The sequence below is a fragment of the Bradyrhizobium guangzhouense genome, assembly GCF_004114955.1.
Taxonomy (GTDB): Bacteria; Pseudomonadota; Alphaproteobacteria; order Rhizobiales; family Xanthobacteraceae; genus Bradyrhizobium; species Bradyrhizobium guangzhouense.
The window spans coordinates 6,042,852-6,060,943 of record NZ_CP030053.1; the positions used below are offsets into that span (position 1 = coordinate 6,042,852).

The 18,092-nt window shown below is 65.1% G+C and carries 15 protein-coding genes; 10 read left to right on the forward strand and 5 right to left on the reverse strand.

All coding sequences use genetic code 11. The annotated features are described in order from the left end of the window. Positions 1-167: 167 nt before the first annotated feature. Positions 168-1,715, reverse strand: coding sequence for an acetolactate synthase large subunit (locus XH91_RS28800; protein WP_128953729.1), 1,548 nt, complete (start codon positions 1,713-1,715; stop codon positions 168-170). A gap of 325 nt (positions 1,716-2,040) precedes the next feature. Here XH91_RS28800 and XH91_RS28805 point away from each other — a divergent pair, with 325 nt between their 5' ends. Together XH91_RS28805 and XH91_RS28810 are read left to right on the forward strand one after the other, a co-directional pair. Beyond that, a complete protein-coding gene (locus XH91_RS28805) occupies positions 2,041-2,538 on the forward strand; it encodes a L,D-transpeptidase (protein ID WP_430644573.1) in 498 nt (165 codons plus the stop codon). Positions 2,539-2,797: 259 nt separating this feature from the next. Next, entirely contained in the window at positions 2,798-3,607 is an 810-nt protein-coding gene (locus XH91_RS28810; RefSeq protein WP_164934022.1) for a DUF2927 domain-containing protein, read from the forward strand. Positions 3,608-3,715: 108 nt separating this feature from the next. On the opposite strand, the gene XH91_RS28815 is transcribed toward XH91_RS28810, so the two are convergent. Continuing rightward, on the reverse strand, positions 3,716-4,843 hold the full coding sequence (locus XH91_RS28815) for a threonine synthase (RefSeq protein ID WP_128953732.1): 1,128 nt from the start codon (positions 4,841-4,843) through the stop codon (positions 3,716-3,718). A 293-nt stretch (positions 4,844-5,136) separates the two neighbouring features. On the opposite strand from XH91_RS28815, the gene XH91_RS28820 reads away from it, so the two are divergent. From XH91_RS28820 to upp, 3 genes are all read left to right on the forward strand, one after another. Next, entirely contained in the window at positions 5,137-6,393 is a 1,257-nt protein-coding gene (locus XH91_RS28820) for a GTP cyclohydrolase II (RefSeq protein WP_128953733.1), read from the forward strand. A gap of 7 nt (positions 6,394-6,400) precedes the next feature. Beyond that, a complete protein-coding gene (locus tag XH91_RS28825) occupies positions 6,401-7,639 on the forward strand; it encodes a URC4/urg3 family protein (RefSeq protein WP_128953734.1) in 1,239 nt (412 codons plus the stop codon). 69 nt (positions 7,640-7,708) lie between these two features. Continuing rightward, entirely contained in the window at positions 7,709-8,338 is a 630-nt protein-coding gene (gene upp / locus XH91_RS28830) for a uracil phosphoribosyltransferase (RefSeq protein WP_128953735.1), read from the forward strand. A 7-nt stretch (positions 8,339-8,345) separates the two neighbouring features. On the opposite strand, the gene XH91_RS28835 is transcribed toward upp, so the two are convergent. Next, positions 8,346-9,464, reverse strand: coding sequence for a M48 family metallopeptidase (locus tag XH91_RS28835; RefSeq protein WP_128953736.1), 1,119 nt, complete (start codon positions 9,462-9,464; stop codon positions 8,346-8,348). A 3-nt stretch (positions 9,465-9,467) separates the two neighbouring features. Further along, complete coding sequence (locus XH91_RS28840; protein ID WP_206733532.1) at positions 9,468-10,616, reverse strand: YjgN family protein; 1,149 nt, start codon at positions 10,614-10,616, stop codon at positions 9,468-9,470. Between the two features lie 282 nt (positions 10,617-10,898). Here XH91_RS28840 and XH91_RS28845 point away from each other — a divergent pair, with 282 nt between their 5' ends. Both XH91_RS28845 and XH91_RS28850 read left to right on the forward strand, forming a co-directional pair. After that, a complete protein-coding gene (locus tag XH91_RS28845) occupies positions 10,899-12,164 on the forward strand; it encodes a cytochrome P450 (RefSeq protein ID WP_128953738.1) in 1,266 nt (421 codons plus the stop codon). Positions 12,165-12,248: 84 nt separating this feature from the next. Beyond that, a complete protein-coding gene (locus XH91_RS28850) occupies positions 12,249-13,523 on the forward strand; it encodes a cytochrome P450 (RefSeq protein ID WP_128953739.1) in 1,275 nt (424 codons plus the stop codon). Positions 13,524-13,776: 253 nt separating this feature from the next. Here the strand turns inward: XH91_RS28850 and XH91_RS28855 are convergent, their stop codons facing one another. After that, positions 13,777-14,697 (reverse strand): LysR family transcriptional regulator, encoded by a 921-nt coding sequence (locus XH91_RS28855; RefSeq protein WP_128953740.1) that lies wholly within the window; start codon positions 14,695-14,697, stop codon positions 13,777-13,779. Between the two features lie 125 nt (positions 14,698-14,822). On the opposite strand from XH91_RS28855, the gene XH91_RS28860 reads away from it, so the two are divergent. From XH91_RS28860 to XH91_RS28870, 3 genes are read left to right on the forward strand one after another with little or no spacing between them, the layout of a single operon-like run. Beyond that, entirely contained in the window at positions 14,823-15,992 is a 1,170-nt protein-coding gene (locus XH91_RS28860; protein WP_128953741.1) for an acyl-CoA dehydrogenase family protein, read from the forward strand. A gap of 9 nt (positions 15,993-16,001) precedes the next feature. Further along, entirely contained in the window at positions 16,002-17,099 is a 1,098-nt protein-coding gene (locus tag XH91_RS28865) for a CaiB/BaiF CoA transferase family protein (protein ID WP_128953742.1), read from the forward strand. 15 nt (positions 17,100-17,114) lie between these two features. Next, on the forward strand, positions 17,115-17,966 hold the full coding sequence (locus XH91_RS28870) for an HTD2 family dehydratase (RefSeq protein WP_128953743.1): 852 nt from the start codon (positions 17,115-17,117) through the stop codon (positions 17,964-17,966). Positions 17,967-18,092 lie beyond the last annotated feature (126 nt).

Sequence of the window (18,092 nt, forward strand, 5' to 3'; positions counted from 1 at the left end):
ATGGTGAGGAGCGCACCACACCATCAGCGTCGTCCCGGCGGATGCCGGGACCCATACAGCGAGGTCTATCGAATATGCTCAGTGAACGTACCGGACTCCAAGTCTTCGCCAAACCTCTCCCTGGGGTTATGGGTCCCGGCTTTCGCCGGGACGACATAGGAGAGAGTTTACATCACGACTTCAATCAGCCGCGGGCCCGGCTCGGCGACGGCCTCGGCCAAGGCCTTGTTGAACTCGTCGGCATTGGTGACGGCGCGGCCGGGCACGCCCATGCCCTTGGCCAGCGCGACGAAATCGAGTGTGGGGCGATCGAGGCGGAGCATGTCGTTGGCGCGCTGGCCGGGCTCGCCGGCGCCGACATTGTCGAACTCGCCGCGCAGGATCTGGTAGATGCGGTTGGCGAACACGATGGTGACGATGTTCAGATTTTCGCGGGCCTGCGTCCACAGCGACTGGATCGTGTACATGGCGCTGCCGTCGCCGACCATGGTGATGACCTTGCGGTCCGGGCAGGCGATCGCGGCGCCGATCGACAGCGGGGTCGAAAAGCCGATCGAGCCGCCCATGTTCTGCAGCCAGTCGTGCGGTGCGGCGGCGGCGGTGGGCGGGAAGAAGCCGCGGCCGGTGGTGAGGGACTCGTCGACCATGATCGCGTTCTCGGGGATCGCACAGGCAATCGCCTGCGCGATCGAGGCGAAGGTGAGCGCGCCAGTCGGCTTGACCAACTCGGCCGAGGCGTGCGGCTTGACGTCTCGGGCGCTGGCCTTGACGGCACCGGCGAGCGCTTCGAGCGCGGCCACCGAATTCTCGCCCCAGGAGGTCATGCGATGGACCTCGCAGCCCTCGGGCTTGAGCATGCTCGGCTTGTTCGGATAGGCGAAGAACGCCACGGGATCGTCGGACTCGACCAATACGATGTGACGGAATTTGGCCAGCATCGGCAGCGCGTTCTCGATCACATAATGGATGCGGTCGATGGAATAGCGGCCGCGGCCGCGCGCCATCTTCGGACGGAAGGTCGGGCCCATCACGGTGCAGCCGGTCTTGCCGGCGATGCGCTCGGCCAGCGCCAGGCCGTGCTCGCTCAGGGCACTGCCGGTCATCAGCAGCAGCGTGCCCTCGCCGTCGCCGTGCAGGATTTTCGCGGCCTGCTCGACCGCCTGCGGCGAATAGCTGGCGCGCTGCTGCTCGGCCGGAACCTCGGCAAGGCCGTCGGCCTCGTTCCAGGCGGTGTCTGCGGGGAGGATCAGGGTCGCGATCTGTCCGGGCGCGCTCTTGGCGGCGGCGATCGCCGCGGCGCCGTCAGCGGCGACCGATTTGGAATTCGGCGAGGTGCGGACCCAGGACGACATCGGCCGGGCAAGGCCCTCGATGTCGGAGGTCAGCGGCGCGTTGTAGTCGATGTGGTAGACGGCGTGCTGGCCGACGATGTTGACGATGCCGGAGTTCGCCTTCTTGGCGTTGTGCAGATTGGCAAGGCCGTTGGCGAGGCCGGGACCGAGATGCAGCAGGGTCGAGGCAGGCAGACCCTTCATGCGGTAATAGCCGTCGGCCGCTCCCGTCACCACGCCTTCGAACAGGCCGAGCACGCAGCGCATGCCCGGCACGCGGTCGAGCGCCGCGACAAAATGCATCTCTGAGGTGCCCGGGTTGGTGAAGCAGACGTCCACCCCGCCCTTGACCATCGTCCGCACCAGGCTTTCCGCACCGTTCATCCCAACACTCCCGCAGGCCATTTCCGTCGTTTCATCCGATCAATCATTGTTCGCTCGGCCCGTCAAAGCAATAGCGGCCATTGCGGCCCTGTCCCGCGCTGCGATCCCAGGGTTTGGCTAATAGTGTTTTGAGGCGGTTTCCGATCTGGTAACGGCAACTGCCGGCCTCACGCGGCCGTGGCTTGCGAAACGCCGGCAAATATGGCCTGTGTTTTGCCATTGAATCGATTTTTTGCTGGGGGAATGAATGATCCGGTTTCTTGCCGCAACTGTCGCCACCATGCTGGCCGTGACGATCGGGGCGAGCAGCGCTTCCGCCGCGGGGATGCTCGACTTCACGGGCACCAGCTCCACCGGCTATCTCGGTGGCGGCGCCAGCCCGATCCCCCGCACCACCGTCATGTATAACGGCAATTATGCTCCCGGCACGGTCGTGGTGAACACCGCCGAGCGTCGGCTGTATCTGGTGCTCGAGAACGGCCAGGCCCTGCGTTATGGCATCGGCGTCGGCCGCGACGGCTTCCGCTGGGGCGGAGTGCACAAGATTACCGCCAAGAAGGAATGGCCGGATTGGACGCCGCCGTCGCAGATGATCGCCCGCCGGCCGGACCTGCCGCGCCACATGAAGGGCGGTATCGAGAACCCGCTCGGCGCGCGCGCAATGTATCTGGGATCGACGCTCTACCGCATCCACGGCTCCAACGAGCCGGAGACGATCGGCCAGGCGGTGTCCTCGGGCTGCTTCCGCATGACCAATGACGACGTCACCGACCTCTACGGTCGCGTCAACGTGGGCACCACCGTTGTGGTGCTGAACAACTAGCCACACGCGAACCGCCGTAGCGAGCTCTCGTAGAGTGGGTTGGCCTTGCGGATTGCGCGAAGCGCAAACCGCAAGGCGTAACCCACCACTTCTGCCACCGCGGAGACTCGAGAGGTGGGTTACGCCTCGGGACTGCGCTCCGCGCAGCCCGAGGCTAACCCACCCTACAGCACCCGCGCTTGAAAGCGGCCGGAACCTTCCAGCCGCGTGAATTTGCGGACTTGTGCGCACGGCGCGAATGCGGCAGCGTTGCGCGACGATGAGCGCATTGGTCCCGCCTGCCCTACGCTTCGCCCTGCTGACGCTCGCAGCGCTGACATGTGTGCCTGATATCGCGCCGGTGGCGACCGCCGGCGAGTTGCCCGCGATCGCCTCGCGCCAGCGCACCGAGAAGAAGAGCTTTACCGACGCCGAGATCGTCGACGGCTTTTTCAAGACCGCGTTCGGCGCCGAATATCACCTCGCCGGCCGCGTCGATCGTATCCGCAAGTTCGACGAGCCGGTGCGCGTGTTCGCCGAGACCGACCGCGCCGACCGCAAAGCGCAGCTCGCAAAGGTCGTGGCCGACATCGGCAAGCGCGTGCAGCATCTCGACATCGCCATGACCGACACGAGCGAAGCTGCCAATGTGCGGGTGAAGCTGGTGCGCGACCGCGACCTCTATCGCACCATCACGAGCTTCTACGGCGCGGAGAAGGCGCGCGAGATCCGCACCTCGCTCGATCCGCAATGCCTGTCCGGCTTCCGCAAGAACGAGCAATTCGAGATCGAGCATTCCGACGTCATTCTCACCGTCGACGTCAGCGACTTCACCTTCCTCGACTGCGCCTATGAGGAGGTGCTGCAGTCGCTCGGGCCCATCAACGACACCGCGAGCGTGCCGTGGACCATGTTCAACGACAATGTGTCGATGGGCTATTTCGACGTCTACGACCAGTACATCCTCAACCTGCTCTACGATCCCCGCATCAAGGCCGGCATGACCGTGCCGGAAGTGAGAGCGGCGCTGCCCGAGGTGCTCAAGGACGTGCGGACGTGGGTGAAGCAGGTGAACGAGTTGAAGGAGTGAGTGAGCCCGCTCGTCATTGCGAGCGCAGCGAAACAATCTAGAATCTTTCCGCGGTGACAGACTGGATTGCTTCGCTGCGCTCGCAATGACGGAGCCAGTTGCGGCGTCCTACCCCACCAGATCAGCGACCGTCGTCGCGGCTTTCAGCCCGGTGCCGGTGAGGACCGCGACCGTTGCCTCGTTCGCCTTGATGGCGCCGTTGCTGGCAAGCTTCTCCAGCGCTGCGGCCGCGCTGGCGCTGGTGGGCTCGGCGAACAGGCCCTGCCGCGCCAGACGACGAAGAGCGGCAACAATCTCGTCCTCGGTGAGCGCCACCGTGCCGCCGCCGCTCTCGCGAAGCGCGCCGATGATCTCGCGCAGCCGCAGCGGATGCTTGATCGCGGTGCCTTCGGCGATGGTCTTGCTCACCTCGCGCGCAACCGGCGTATCGACGCCGGCCTTGAAGCTGGCATCGATCGGCGAGCAGTTCAGCGGCTGCGCGGCGAACAGGCGCGGCAGTTTTACGATCTGCCCCGCCCTCAACAGCTCGCGGAAGCCGAAGGCGCAGCCGAGCAGGCTGCTGCCGGCGCCGACGGGGACGATGACGTTGTCGGGCGCACGAAAGCCGAGATCTTCCCAGATCTCATAGGCGAGCGATTTCGTGCCCTCGAGAAAGAACGGCTGCCAATTATGACTGGCGTAAAACGTCCGGCTCGATTGCCTGATGGCCTCGGCCTCCGATTCCTCGCGCGGGCCTTCGACCAGTTGCACCTCGGCGCCGTAAGCGCGCACCTGCGCGATCTTGGCCGGCGAGGTCGAGGCCGGCGCCAAAATCTTCACGCGCATGCCGCCAGCGGCGCCAAGCCCCGCCATCGACGAGCCGCCATTGCCGGAGGAATCCTCCAGAATGGCGTTGACGCCGATCTGTCGCAGGAAGGACAGCATCACCGCGGAGCCGCGGTCCTTGAAACTGCCGGTCGGGTTGAACCATTCGAGCTTGAACAGCGGCCGCAGATCGCCCCACGCCTGCGCTACCAGCGGCGTGCAGCCGGTGCCGAGCGAGATCGGATCCTTGATCTCGACCGGCAGCGCCGCGCGGTAGCGCCACAGCGAGCGCGTGCCGCTGTCGATGTCGGCGCGCGAGATCCCCGCGCCCGGCGTCACCAGCAGCGGCGTGCGCTCGTCCGAGCACCAGCGCGGCTCGAGAAGCGGATAGAGCTTTCCATTGCGGGGATCGATGTAGCTGGCGGCGGGCATGGGCATTCTCCGGGGCAGAGCCGATCCGGTCGATATGTCCGAATATGCGGGGTTTATCCAGCCGCCGGACGCGCCCCTTCAAAAATTCGAACGATTACATAGATATAGCGTCTGTTCTGGCGCCCCTCGCCGGCCCGGACCGGAAGCGCGGCTCGGCCGCTCGGCACGATTAACTTGTCTGTCGTCCCTGGCCGCTACAATATGTTGGATTGCGTCGCCGGGCTCCGGTCCGACAACGCTGATAAGCCAGGCCCGTCCGAGCGGCGGGCCGTTGGCTTTTTGGGAGTTTGGCCATGAGCCGCGCGAATCGTACCGAGCATATCCGCCTCACCTCTCACCCGGAGCCGGGCAAGAAAGCCGCCTACCCGATCAACTGGGGCGCAGGCGATGCGCGCGCCCGCGGGCCGATCATCGGCACGGTGTCGCGCGCCGGGGATCGCAACGTGATCGGCAGCCATGGCGGCTCCTATGCCATGTACCGCGCGCTCGCGGTCTCCGCCGGCGCGCTCGATCCAATCAGGCGCCCCGATCTCACCAACACGTTTCCGGCGGCGACCATCGGGCCGTTCGAGCAGTGGCGCGATCCCGCCAAGATCGTCGCACTCGATCCCTGGGGTCATCTGGTCGCCGAGAATTTCGGCAAGGACATCGCCGAGGGCGTCGATATCAGGCCGAGCATCGCGGTGACGCGGGCGCGGCTCGACCTGCCCGAGATCCGCGAGGCGCTGGCCGCAAAACGGCTGCGCGCCGACGGCGAGGTCGTGCATGCCAACGGCGCCGTCTCGGTGGTGAAGATCGCGATCGATCCGGTCTGGTACCTGCCCGGCCTTGCCGAGCGCTTCAAGACCAACGAGACCGAGCTGCGCCGCACGTTGTTCGAGCAGACCGCCGGCATGTTCCCCGAGCTCGTGACGCGTCCGGACCTGAAGGTGTTCCTGCCGCCGATCGGCGGCACCACCGTCTACATGTTCGGCGATGTGACCAAGCTGCCGGACCATCGCACCAAGATCACCTGCCGCGTGCATGACGAGTGCAACGGCTCCGACGTGTTCGGCTCCGACATCTGCACCTGCCGGCCCTACCTCATCCACGGCATCGAGGAATCCGCGCGCGGCGCGCAGGAGGGCGGGCTCGGGCTCGTCGTCTACAACCGCAAGGAAGGCCGCGCGCTCGGCGAGGTCACCAAATTTCTGGTCTACAACGCGCGCAAGCGCCAGGAGGACGGCGACGCGGCCGCCGCCTATTTCGAGCGCACCGAATGTGTCGCCGGCGTCCAGGACGCGCGCTTCCAGCAATTGATGCCGGATACGATCCACTGGCTCGGCCTGAAACGCATCGACCGCTTCCTGTCGATGAGCGACATGAAGTACGACGCGCTGACCTCGCAGGGCATCGACATCGTCGAGCGCGTGCCGATCCCGCCGGAGCTGATCCCGGCCGACGCCCATGTCGAGATCGCCGCCAAGAAGGCCGCCGGCTATTACTCGACCGACGTCGCGCCCGAGAAGGACGTCGACGGCGTAGTCGGACGTTCGCTGGAAAAATACTGACCTCGTGATGGCGGACGCTTCAGAACAAGAAGCACGCGCGTTGTTGTCCGCAAAGGCGGTTCGCGCGCGTGCCGGCCAAATGCTCGACATCGGCCTGCAGGGCGGGCTCTCGCATTTCAACGTCGATCTCGATCGCATGGATGGCGTTGCCGACGCCGTACTCGCCGTGACGCGAAAGGCGTACCCGACGCTCGACATTCCCTTCCACGCGCGCTGGCGGCATTTCGTGTTCGGCGGCGTCGACCGCTGGGCGCAACTGGCCGATGCGACGTCATGGCCTGATCGGGCGGCGCGGGCGCGCGCGGAGTTCGACCTCGCCATCGTCAGCGTGCTGCTCGACGCCGGCGCCGGCGCGACCTGGCGCTACCGCGACGCCGTGACGGGACAAGGCATCGGTCGCTCCGAGGGGCTGGCACTCGCGAGCCTCGACATGTTCGCCGGCGGGCTGTTTTCGCGCGATGCGCACGCGCCGTTCAGGGTCGATGCCGACGTGCTCGCCAAGCTGCCGCTCGCGGCGCTGGCCTCGGCCTTCCAGGCAAGCGATGCCAATCCGCTGCTCGGCCTCGAGGGACGCACGGATCTGTTGCAACGTCTGGGCAGACTGGTGGCTGCGCGCGCCGACATTTTCGGCGCGCAGGACACGCCGCGGCCGGGCGGACTGTTCGACCACATTGCCGCGCAGGCTGTGGGTGGTGCCATCCCCGCCCCCGCGATCCTGTCCGCGGTGCTGAACCAGCTCGGCCCGATCTGGCCGTCGCGGCTCGAGCTCGCCGGCGTGCCGCTCGGCGATTGCTGGCGCCATCCGGCGATCAGGGCCGACAATGCGACCGCCGGCCTCGTACCGCTGCACAAGCTGTCGCAATGGCTGAGCTATTCGCTGATCGAGCCGCTGCAGCGCGCCGGCTTCGACGTCACCGACATCGACGGCCTCACCGGGCTCGCCGAATATCGCAATGGCGGCCTATTCGTCGATCACGAGGTGTTGCGCCTGCGCGATGCTGCGGACGCCGAGCGCGCGCATGCGGTGGATTCGCTGCTCGTCGTCGAGTGGCGCGCGCTCACCGTCGCGCTGCTCGATCGTGTTGCGGATCTCGTTCGCGCCAAGCTCGGTCGCACGCCGCAATCGCTGCCGCTCGCCAGCATCCTGGAAGGCGGCACCTGGGCCGCAGGCCGGGCCATCGCCTTTGCGCGCCGTCCCGATGGCTCGCCGCCGCTCAAGGTGATCAGCGACGGCACTGTTTTCTGACCCCTCATCCGGCGCTTCGCGCCACCTTCTCCCACAGGGGGAGAAGGGAAGAAGCAAGAGCATCCGATCATGGAAGGCGTCACGATCGTCGATCATCCGCTGGTGCAGCACAAGCTGACCCTGGTGCGGGACAAATCGATCTCGACAAAGTCGTTCCGCGAGCTGATCAAGGAGATCGGCATGCTGCTCTGCTACGAGGTGACGCGCGATCTGCCGCTCACCGACACCATGATCGAGACCCCGCTGGCGACGATGCACTCGGCCAAGATCGCCGGCAAGAAGCTGGTGTTCGTGCCGATGCTGCGTGCCGGCACCACCTTCGTCGACGGCATGATGGATTTGGTGCCGACCGCGCGCGTCGCCCATATCGGGCTCTACCGCGAACCCGAGAGTTTTGCGGCGGTCGAGTATTTCTTCAAGTCGCCGTCGGATCTCAGCGAGCGCCTCGCCATCGTGGTGACGCCTGTCGTCGCCACCGCCAACACAGCGGTGGCCGCAGTCGACCGGCTGAAGGAGCGCGGCGCCAAGGACATCCGCCTCGCCTGCCTGATTGCCGCCCCGGAAGGCCTCGAACGGCTGCGCGGCCTGCATCCGGACGTGCACATCTGGACGGCTGCAGTGGACGAAGGTCTCGACGACAACGGCTTTATTTTGCCAGGCCTTGGCGACGCCGGCGACCGCGCCTACGGGACGCGGTGATCGCGAACTAGATCTTCCCGCTGCCGCAAATGCCCTTCAGTGCCTGCCACTCCTTGTCCGTCAGCAGCGGCGGGCCGCTGGCGGGACGGTCTTCGCTGGTCATGCGGGCGAGGCGATCTTCGGTGAGCGGGTGGCTTGCCAAGATCGAGGCAAGGCCGCCGCCCTCCTTGCCGGTGATGCGGAACATCAACTCGGCCGCGGGCTTCGGCGAGCGGCCGAGCTTGTGCATGATCTCGATTGCGAACGTATCGGCGCCGGTCTCGGCCTCGCGCGAATAGGACGCCTCGACCACGCTGCGCGAGGCAAAGATCACGGCGGAGGAGCCGGTGACGTCGCCGAACAGCAGGCCGATCAGGAACGAGGTGCCGCCGTTGTAGATCAGGCCGCGCATGTTGTCGTGATGCTTGAGATGGCCGAGCTCGTGCGCAAGGATGCCGGCGAGCTCGTCGGGATTCTCGGCCTTGTCGAGCAAGGCGCTCAGCACGTAGACCTTGCCACCCGGCAGCGCGAACGCATTCGGCACTGAGGTTCGCAGCACACCCGATGTCATGGCATCGTCGTCGAGCCCGGCGGCGTCGCGCAGGCGGTTGACGAGCTTGCGGAACGCCGCCTGACCGGCAGCGTCGTCGCAAGCCTGCCCGCGAAAGATGGTTTTCACCTGCACCTCGGACGCATCGCCGATGCGCCGCTCGATCGGTTTCGGCACCAGCGGCGCGAGGCGGTCCGCGGCCAGCGGCACGCCGAACAGCACGACGCAGACGATGGAGACGGCGGCCGCAACCGACCAGCCCACGATCTTTGCAACACCGCGCCCGGTGGTCCGGTGTTCGTCCATGCGGGGGCAGCGTGCGATGAGATCGGCACTGAGCGCCGCATCGCGAATCTCGAGCCGTGCCAGAGGCGGCGCAGACGTCGAGGTCAGCCGCAGGATGCCGGCCGGACTGTCGGCACGGCGGATGTCGTCATACGCCCAACGCGCAACGACCGAGCCTGTCTGGACGTCGCTGGGCTCGGCGATCTCGAGCGCGTCACCGAGCGTCAGCACGACCTGACGCCGACGGCTCGACAGGCCGTCGAAGAAGACCGCCGTCTGTCCGGGCTTCGGCTCGGCAGTCACATCACTCACGGCTCAGAATCCCGCGACATCGAGACCATCGGCAAAACCTTCGCCGAGCGCGCTGGCTAGCTCGCCGCTGGCGCGGACGTCGGCCGCAGCTCCGATATCGTGCACCGCGACGGTCTCCAGCACCATGGCCCAGAGATCGCGCTGGAGATAGACACGCATGATGATGTTCATGGCGAGGGCCAGCGCGAAATAACCGACCACCATCATCACCAGCATCGGAATGCTCTTGGCCGCGTGGCCCGGCCCGAACAGCTGCTCGGCCGGCACGCCGCTCAGCTTGACGGCGAGCATGGTGGCGCCGCCGACATAGAAACCGAACAGGGTCGACAGCAGCACCCACCAGCCGACCATCTTCCAGTAGAGGCCGTAAAAAGCATTGTGCGGCAAATCCGAGGACAGGCTGACGCCGCCGACGCGGATGCCGTTCAGCCACCATCGCCATTCGCGCGCCTTGAACTCGGCATAGAAGAACGGCGCAAGCGGGAAGATCACTACCGCGATCGGGCTGAGCAGCCACAGCCACCAACCGCGCTTGAAGAACTCCCAGCCGCTGCCTTCGAAGTCGCCCTGCAGATCGCCGAAATGCGTGTGCCGCATCTTGTAGCGCTCCAGCGACGCCTCGCGCCATGGCAGCGCCAGGCCGAGCGTCAGGGACACCAGCAAGCCCCACAGCATCGCGCGGAAGGAATAGGCCCAGCCGGAACCGTCCATCCAGAACCGCACGCCGCGCCAGACCGTGCGCGTCAGCCGGTAACGGCGCGCGCGAAAGATCGCGAACTGGCCGAAGGCGTAGAAGGAGATGAACAGCGGCGTCGAGGCAAAGCCCTGCCAGCGCTCGAACTCGATGCCGACCAGGAAATAGGCGAGATAGATAGGCACCAGGATCGCGAGCGCGAACAGGAAGCCGATCAACAGCTCCTTGGCCCGGCCGGTGTATTCGGCGGCGTCGCCGTCGACGGACGTGTTCGACCACAAATGGCGGCGAATGTCGGTGACGAGCCAGAACCGGTAGAAGCCGAAGGTAACGAGCTCCAGCATGGCACCCTTGGTAACCATTTTGCGGAACTCGGTACGATTGCCGGTGAATTCGACCCCTGTGGCCGGCAGCGGCGGCGGGACCGGTTCGGAGGGGCCGATGGGGCTCCATTGCATATCATTCACGACAGCAACCTCGGGATGCGGATCTGATGCGCTCAAACTATAGATCAGAGGTTAGTCGATCCCCAAGATGGGCGGGTTCGATTTGGCTCGGTTTGGCGCGATTTCTGACAGGATTTCATGACGAACGGCGTGCGGCAGGTCACGTTCGTGATGACACCTCGGTTGCGGCAAAACTGCCGCTTGCTCCGAAGCACGTAACGCGTTGTAATTGTGGTCTAAATACCGCGGCGCAGAATTCACAAAAATCGGGCGGTCACGTCAGGGAGAACGGTCATGCATGGGACCATGGAAAGCGCGGCAAGTCTCGACGCATTGCGCGAGCGCGCGTCATCGCTTCCGCTGGCGCAGTTCGATCCCGGCGACCCCGAGCTGTTCAGGACCGATACGTTCTGGCCGTATTTCGACCGACTGCGCCGCGAAGATCCCGTGCACTATTGCAAGGATTCGATGTTCGGGCCGTACTGGTCGGTGACGCGCTACAACGACATCATGGAGATCGAGACCAATCATTCGGTGTTCTCCTCGGCGTCCGCGCTCGGCGGCATCACCATCCGCGACATCGATCCCGATCTGCGCCGCGAGAGCTTCATCTCGATGGACCCGCCGCGGCATGCAGCTCAGCGCAAGACCGTGGCGCCGATGTTCACGCCGACGCATCTGGACAATCTCGCGCTCAACATCCGCAAGCGCTCGGCCGAGTGCCTGGACAATCTGCCGGTGGGCGAGGTGTTCGACTGGGTCGACCAGGTCTCGATCGAGCTGACCACCCAGATGCTCGCGGTGCTGTTCGACTTCCCCTGGGAGGACCGCCGCAAGCTGACGCGCTGGTCCGACATCGCAACCACCATCCCCGGCCCCGATGGGCTCGTCGCCACCGACGAGGAGCGCATGGCCGAGCTTGGCGAATGCGCGGCCTATTTCTCCCGTCTCTGGAAGGAACGCGCCGAGCAGCCGCCGAAGAGCGACCTGCTCTCGATGATGGTTCACAGCGCCGCGACGCGCGACATGGATGCCAAGAACTTCCTCGGCAATCTCATTCTCTTGATCGTCGGCGGCAACGACACCACCCGCAACACCATGTCGGGCTCGCTTCTCGCGCTGAGCCAATATCCGGAGCAATATCGCAAGCTGCGCGAAAACCCTGATCTGCTCGACAGCTTCGTGCCCGAGGTGATTCGCTGGCAGACGCCGCTCGCACATATGCGCCGCACCGCGCTCACCGACTTCGAGTTCCGCGGCAAGCAGATCAAGAAAGGTGACAAGGTCGTGATGTGGTACGTCTCGGGCAACCGCGACGAAGAGGTCATCGAGAAGCCCTACGATTTCATCATCGACCGCGCGCGTCCGCGCACGCACCTCTCCTTCGGCTTCGGCGTCCACCGCTGCGTGGGCTTGCGGCTTGCCGAACTCCAGCTCAAGATTATCTGGGAGGAGATCCTGAAGCGGTTCGACCATATCGACGTGGTCGGCGAGCCGAAGCGGGTGTATTCGAGCTTCGTGAAGGGTTTGGAAACGTTGCCGGTCAAGATTGCGGCGTAACCTCTGAATTATAGTGTATAACATTGGCACTTGCGACGACGCGCCACCGCGACGGCGTGAACGAACACACTGGAGCGACTGCCCATGAACATTCAGACCCCGGTCAAGGCCGACAAGGCCGAACGCATGCGGCGCGCGCGCGAGGAAGCCTATGCGACGCCGCTGAAGAATTTCCACCCGGGGGCGCCGAGGCTGTTCCAGGACGACACGCTGTGGCCGTGGTTCGAGCGGCTGCGCAAGGAAGAGCCGGTGCATTACTGCACCAATGCGCCGATCGAGCCGTACTGGTCGGTGGTGAAATACAACGACATCATGCATGTCGACACCAATCACGGCATCTTCTCCTCGGATTCGACGCTTGGCGGCATCTCGATTCGTGACGTGCCTGAGGGCTACGACTGGCCGAGCTTCATTGCGATGGACCAGCCCAAGCACTCGTCACAGCGCAAGACCGTGTCGCCGATGTTCACGCCGACGCATCTGGACGAGCTGGCAAAACTGATCCGGGAGCGCTCGCAGACCGTGCTGGACAATCTGCCGCGCAACGAGACTTTCAATTTCGTCGAACGGGTCTCGATCGAGCTGACGACGCAGATGCTGGCGACCCTGTTCGACTTCCCCTGGGAGGAGCGGCGCAAGCTGACGCGCTGGTCCGACGTGTCCACCGCGCTGCCCAAGAGCGGCATCGTCGCTTCGGCCGAAGAGCGCCGCCGCGAGATGGACGAGTGCTACGCCTACATGTCGAAGCTGTGGAACGAGCGCGTCAACTCCGCGCCGCGCAACGATTTGCTGTCGCTGATGGCCCACAACGACGCCACGCGCTTCATGGACCCCGACAACCTCATGGGCAACATCATCCTGCTCATCGTCGGCGGCAACGACACCACGCGCAACACCATGACCGGATCGGTGCTGGCGCTGAACGAAAACCCCGAGCAGTACGATAAGCTGCGCGCCAACCCTGAACTGATCGACACCATGGTGCCGGAGGTGATCCGCTGGCAGACGCCGCTGGCGCATATGCGCCGCACCGCGCTCCAGGATACCGAGATCAACGGCAAACACATCAAGAAGGGCGACCGCGTCGTGATGTGGTACGTCTCGGGCAATCGCGACGAGGAGATGATCGAGCGGCCGAACGAGTTCATCATCGACCGCGCCCGGCCCCGCACGCATCTCTCCTTCGGCTTCGGCATCCACCGCTGCGTCGGCATGCGGCTCGCGGAGCTGCAACTGCGCATCGTCTGGGAGGAAATGCTGAAGCGGTTCGACCGGATCGAGGTGGTCGGCGAGCCGAAGCGGATCTATTCCAGCTTCATCAAGGGATATGAGACGCTGCCGGTGAGGATTCCGGGGTAGCGGCTCTCTCCTGCGGAGTTCTTTGAGGCGACGCGCCTCTCCAAATTCAGTTGCCAAGCCCCCGAAGGCGGGCATCCAGTACGCTGCGGCTTCTCGGCTCAAGCACTACGGCCTCTGGAATACTGGATCGCCCGCCTTCGCGGGCGATGACGACGGAGTATGGGACGGCCAGCTATAAAATTCCGGCATGACAGCTCGCACAACATGCGATGGGCCGCACCCGCCCTTCTGTCCTAAACCGCATTGAAAGCACCTAACTCAGCTTGATGTCCCACACGCCTTCCTTGCGGCAGGCGGCGACTTCCTCGCGCAGCAGCGCGGTGACGGCGAGCGAGGCCGTCGAGGCCGGGCGGTCGATCGGAGAAGCGAAAATGAGCTCGCGCGTCATCGGCTTGGACACCATGGCCGTTTCCAGCCTGCCGTCGGCGACCTCGGCATGGACCGACGATGGCGGCAGCAGCGCAAAGCCGAGGCCTTCCTCGACGAGGCTCGTCAGCACGCGAAACGAATCCGCCTCGAGCTGGACGTTGAGCTTGATCTTGCGCTGCGCGGCGGCGTGCTCGATCAGCGCGCGGAGACCGTGCGAATGACTGGGCAGCACCAGCCGCTGCCGCAGCAGCCAGCCGATATCGACGCTCTTCTTGCGCGCGAGGCCGCAGCCGCGCGGACCGACCGCGACGATGTTGTCGCGCCCGAGGCTCTGCACATGGAGATGCAGATCGGCGGAACGGCCGTAGAGGATGGCGAGATCCATCTCGCCGCGATGCAGCCATTCGACGATATGGCCGCTGTAGCTCTCGACGATGCGCAGCGAGATACCGGGAAATTTTTCGACACAGCGCCGCGCAAAGCGCGCCGACAGCACGCAGCTGACTGTCGGAACCAGGCCGAGAACGACCTGCCCCGACGGCGGTCCCTTGGCCGACTGGATGTCGTCGCGGATCTGGTCGATCTGCCGCACGATGCCGGAGGTCCGCGCGAGCAAGAGCCGGCCGGCCTCGGTCAGCACCATGCCGCGGCCGTTGCGGGTGAACAGTTCCGTGCGCAGCTCGTGCTCCAGCAGCTTGATCTGCCTCGACAGCGCAGGCTGCGCCACGCGCAGCGTGTCGGAAGCCTTGCTCAGGCTGCCGAGCTCCGCCACGCAACTGAAGGTCCTGAGCTGCCGGAAATCCATGCTTGCCAATCCTGGAAGGCTACTCCATACGCTATAGCAAATGAGCATAGGGGGCTGGCGATGTTTTCACAACGCCAGAGGATCGGCCGGCGTTATCTTGACTGCCGCTCAATACGGGAAACGCCATGAGTGAAGAACACCACACCGAAGATTACGCCGACATCCGCGAAGCCGTCGCGAAACTCTGCGCGCAGTTTCCCGGCGAGTATTGGCGCAAGCTCGATCGCGAAATGGCCTACCCCAAGGCTTTCGTCGATGCGCTGACCGAGGCCGGCTATCTCTCGGTCCTGATCCCCGAGGAATATGGCGGCGCGGGGCTGAAGCTGTCCGCGGCGGCCGCGATCCTGGAAGAAATCCAGCGCGCGGGGTGCAACGGCGGCGGCTGCCACGCGCAGATGTACACGATGGGCACGGTGCTGCGGCACGGCAATGCCGAGCAGAAGGCAAAATATCTGCCGAAGATCGCCAGCGGCGAATTGCGCCTGCAGGCCTTCGGCGTCACCGAGCCGACCAGCGGCACCGACACCTCCTCGCTGAAGACCTTTGCGCGCAAGGAAGGCAACGACAGCTACATCGTCAACGGCCAGAAGATCTGGACCAGCCGCGCCGAGCATTCCGACTTGATGGTGCTGCTGGCGCGCACCACGCCGAAGGAGCAGGCCAAGAAGCGCACCGATGGACTGTCCGTGTTCATCGTCGACATGCGCGAGGCCAAGAACAATGGCCTCGAGATCCGCCCGATCCGCACCATGATGAACCACGCCACGACGGAAGTGTTCTTTACCGACATGAAGGTGCCGGCGGAGAATCTGATCGGCGAGGAAGGCAAGGGCTTTCGCTACATCCTCTCCGGCATGAATGCCGAGCGCATCCTGATCGCCGCCGAATGCGTCGGCGATGCAAAGTGGTTCATCGCCAAGGCGACGAACTACGCCAGGGAGCGCAGCGTGTTCGGCCGGCCGATCGGGCAGAATCAGGGCATTCAGTTCCCGATCGCCAAGGCTTACGCCTCGATGCGCGCGGCCGAATTAATGGTGAAGGAAGCAACCCGCAAATACGAGGCCGGGCTCGACTGCGGCGCGGAGGCCAACATGGCCAAGATGCTCGCGGCGGATGCGTCCTGGGAAGCGGCCAATGCCTGCATCCAGACCCATGGCGGTTTTGGCTTTGCCGAGGAATACGACGTCGAGCGCAAATTCCGCGAGACCCGGCTCTATCAGGTGGCGCCGATCTCGACCAATCTCGTGCTCTCCTTTGTCGCCGAGCATGTGCTCGGCATGCCCCGCTCGTACTGAGGTCGCACCATGGGAGCTCTTGACGGGATCAGGGTGATTGCGGTCGAGCAGGCGGTGGCGGCGCCGTTCTGCTCCTCGCGGCTGGCGGATGCGGGCGCGGAGGTGATCAAGATCGAACGGCCGGAGGGCGATTTCGCCCGCGGCTATGACGCGGCGGCCAAGGGCCAGAGCAGCTATTTCGTCTGGCTCAACCGCGGCAAGCAATCGGCGGTGGTCGATCTCGCCACCAAGGAAGGGCGAGCCGAACTCGAGAAGCTGATCGCCAGCGCCGACGTGCTGGTGCAGAACCTCAAGCCGGGCTCGATGGACAAGCTCGGCTTCTCCCGCGAGCGGCTGCTGAAGGACTATCCGAAGCTGATCTCCTGCACCATCACCGGCTATGGCGACGAGGGCCCCTACGCGCATCGCAAGGCCTATGATTTGCTGATCCAGGCCGAGAGCGGGCTGGCCTCGATCACGGGCAATCCCGATGGCGCCTCGCGCGTCGGCATGTCCATCGTCGACGTCGCGACCGGCGCGACCGCACATGCGGCGATCCTGGAGGCGCTGATCGCGCGCGGGCGCACCGGCAAGGGGGCGGACATCCGCATCTCCATGTTCGATGTCATGGCGGATTGGTGCACGGTGCCGCTGCTCAACGCCGAGGCGGGCAATCCGCCAAAGCGCATGGGGCTGCGTCATCCCTCGATCGCTCCTTATGGCGTCTTCACCTCCAAGGACGGCAAGGACATCCTGATCTCGATCCAGAGCGAGCGCGAGTGGAAGACGCTCTGCGCCGAGGTGCTGGACCGGCCGGATCTGCCCGCCGATCCCCGCGTCGCCAACATGGTGGAGCGGGTGCGCAACCGCGATTTCACAGACACAACGGTCGCCGACATCTTCGGCAGGATGACGCGCGACCAGCTCTTGAAACGGCTGTCCGATGCCGACATTGCGTTTGCCGAGGTCAACACCATGACCGACCTCACCAACCATCCGCACCTGCGCCGCATCGAGGTGGATACGCCGAACGGCCGCGTCAGCTATCCCGCGCCGGCGCCTGTTATCGTCGGCGAGACGCGCACCTACGGCGCCGTGCCCGCGATCGGCGAGAATCCCAAGAAGTAACAAGAGCGAGGCATCATGACCGATAAGCTCGACATCGATCACCTCAGGCAATGGATCGGCCGCAGCACCGAGGCCACCGACATCGTCACCGCGCAGCTCGTCATGGGCCTGCGCGCAACGCTGTTCCAGGACGTCGGTGAGCCCAAGGCGGGCGATGCCGCGCCGTTCACGGTGCATTGGTGCCTGGCCCAGCCGGTGTTTCCGATGTCGATGCTCGGGCCCGACGGCCACCCGACCCGCGGCGGCTTCCTGCCGCCGGTGCCGCTGCCGCGCCGGATGTGGGCGGGCGGCGAGATCGAATTCCTGGAGCCGCTCCGCGTCGGCGACGAATCGACCCGCACCTCGCGTATCGCCGACGTGCAGGTGAAGACGGGTTCGACCGGCACGCTGTGTCTCGTCTCGGTCGAGCATACCGTCACATCACCGCGCGGCATTGCCATTCGCGAGCGGCAGGACATCGTCTATCGCGAGGTGACCAGCAGCGCGCCCGCGAGCGCGAAGGCCTCGCCTCCGCCGCCGAAGGCGCAGCACCGCGAGACGCACGTCTCCGATCCTGTGCTGCTGTTTCGCTACTCCGCACTGACCTTTAACGGTCACCGCATCCATTACGACCGCGACTACGTGACCAAGGTCGAGGGCTATCCGGGCCTGATCTTCCACGGGCCGCTGCAGGCCGCGCTGATCATCGAGATGGCGGCGAAGCTGCGCGGTGGCAAGGCGCCGCAGAAATTCTCATATCGCGGCGTGCAGCCGCTGTTCGAGGGCAGCGAGTTTTCCATCAACGCCAACGAGACCGACGCGGGCATGGAGCTGTGGACCGCGAATGCGCAGGGGCAGCCGACGATGAAGGGGACGGCGGTGTGGTGAGCCGCCGCTGTTTCCTCCCCGTCATTGCGAGCGGAGCGAAGCAATCCAGAATCCCTCCGCAGAGATAGTCTGGATTGCTTCGCTCCGCTCGCAATGACGGGTGGGGCTAGTAGCGGCGATAAACAA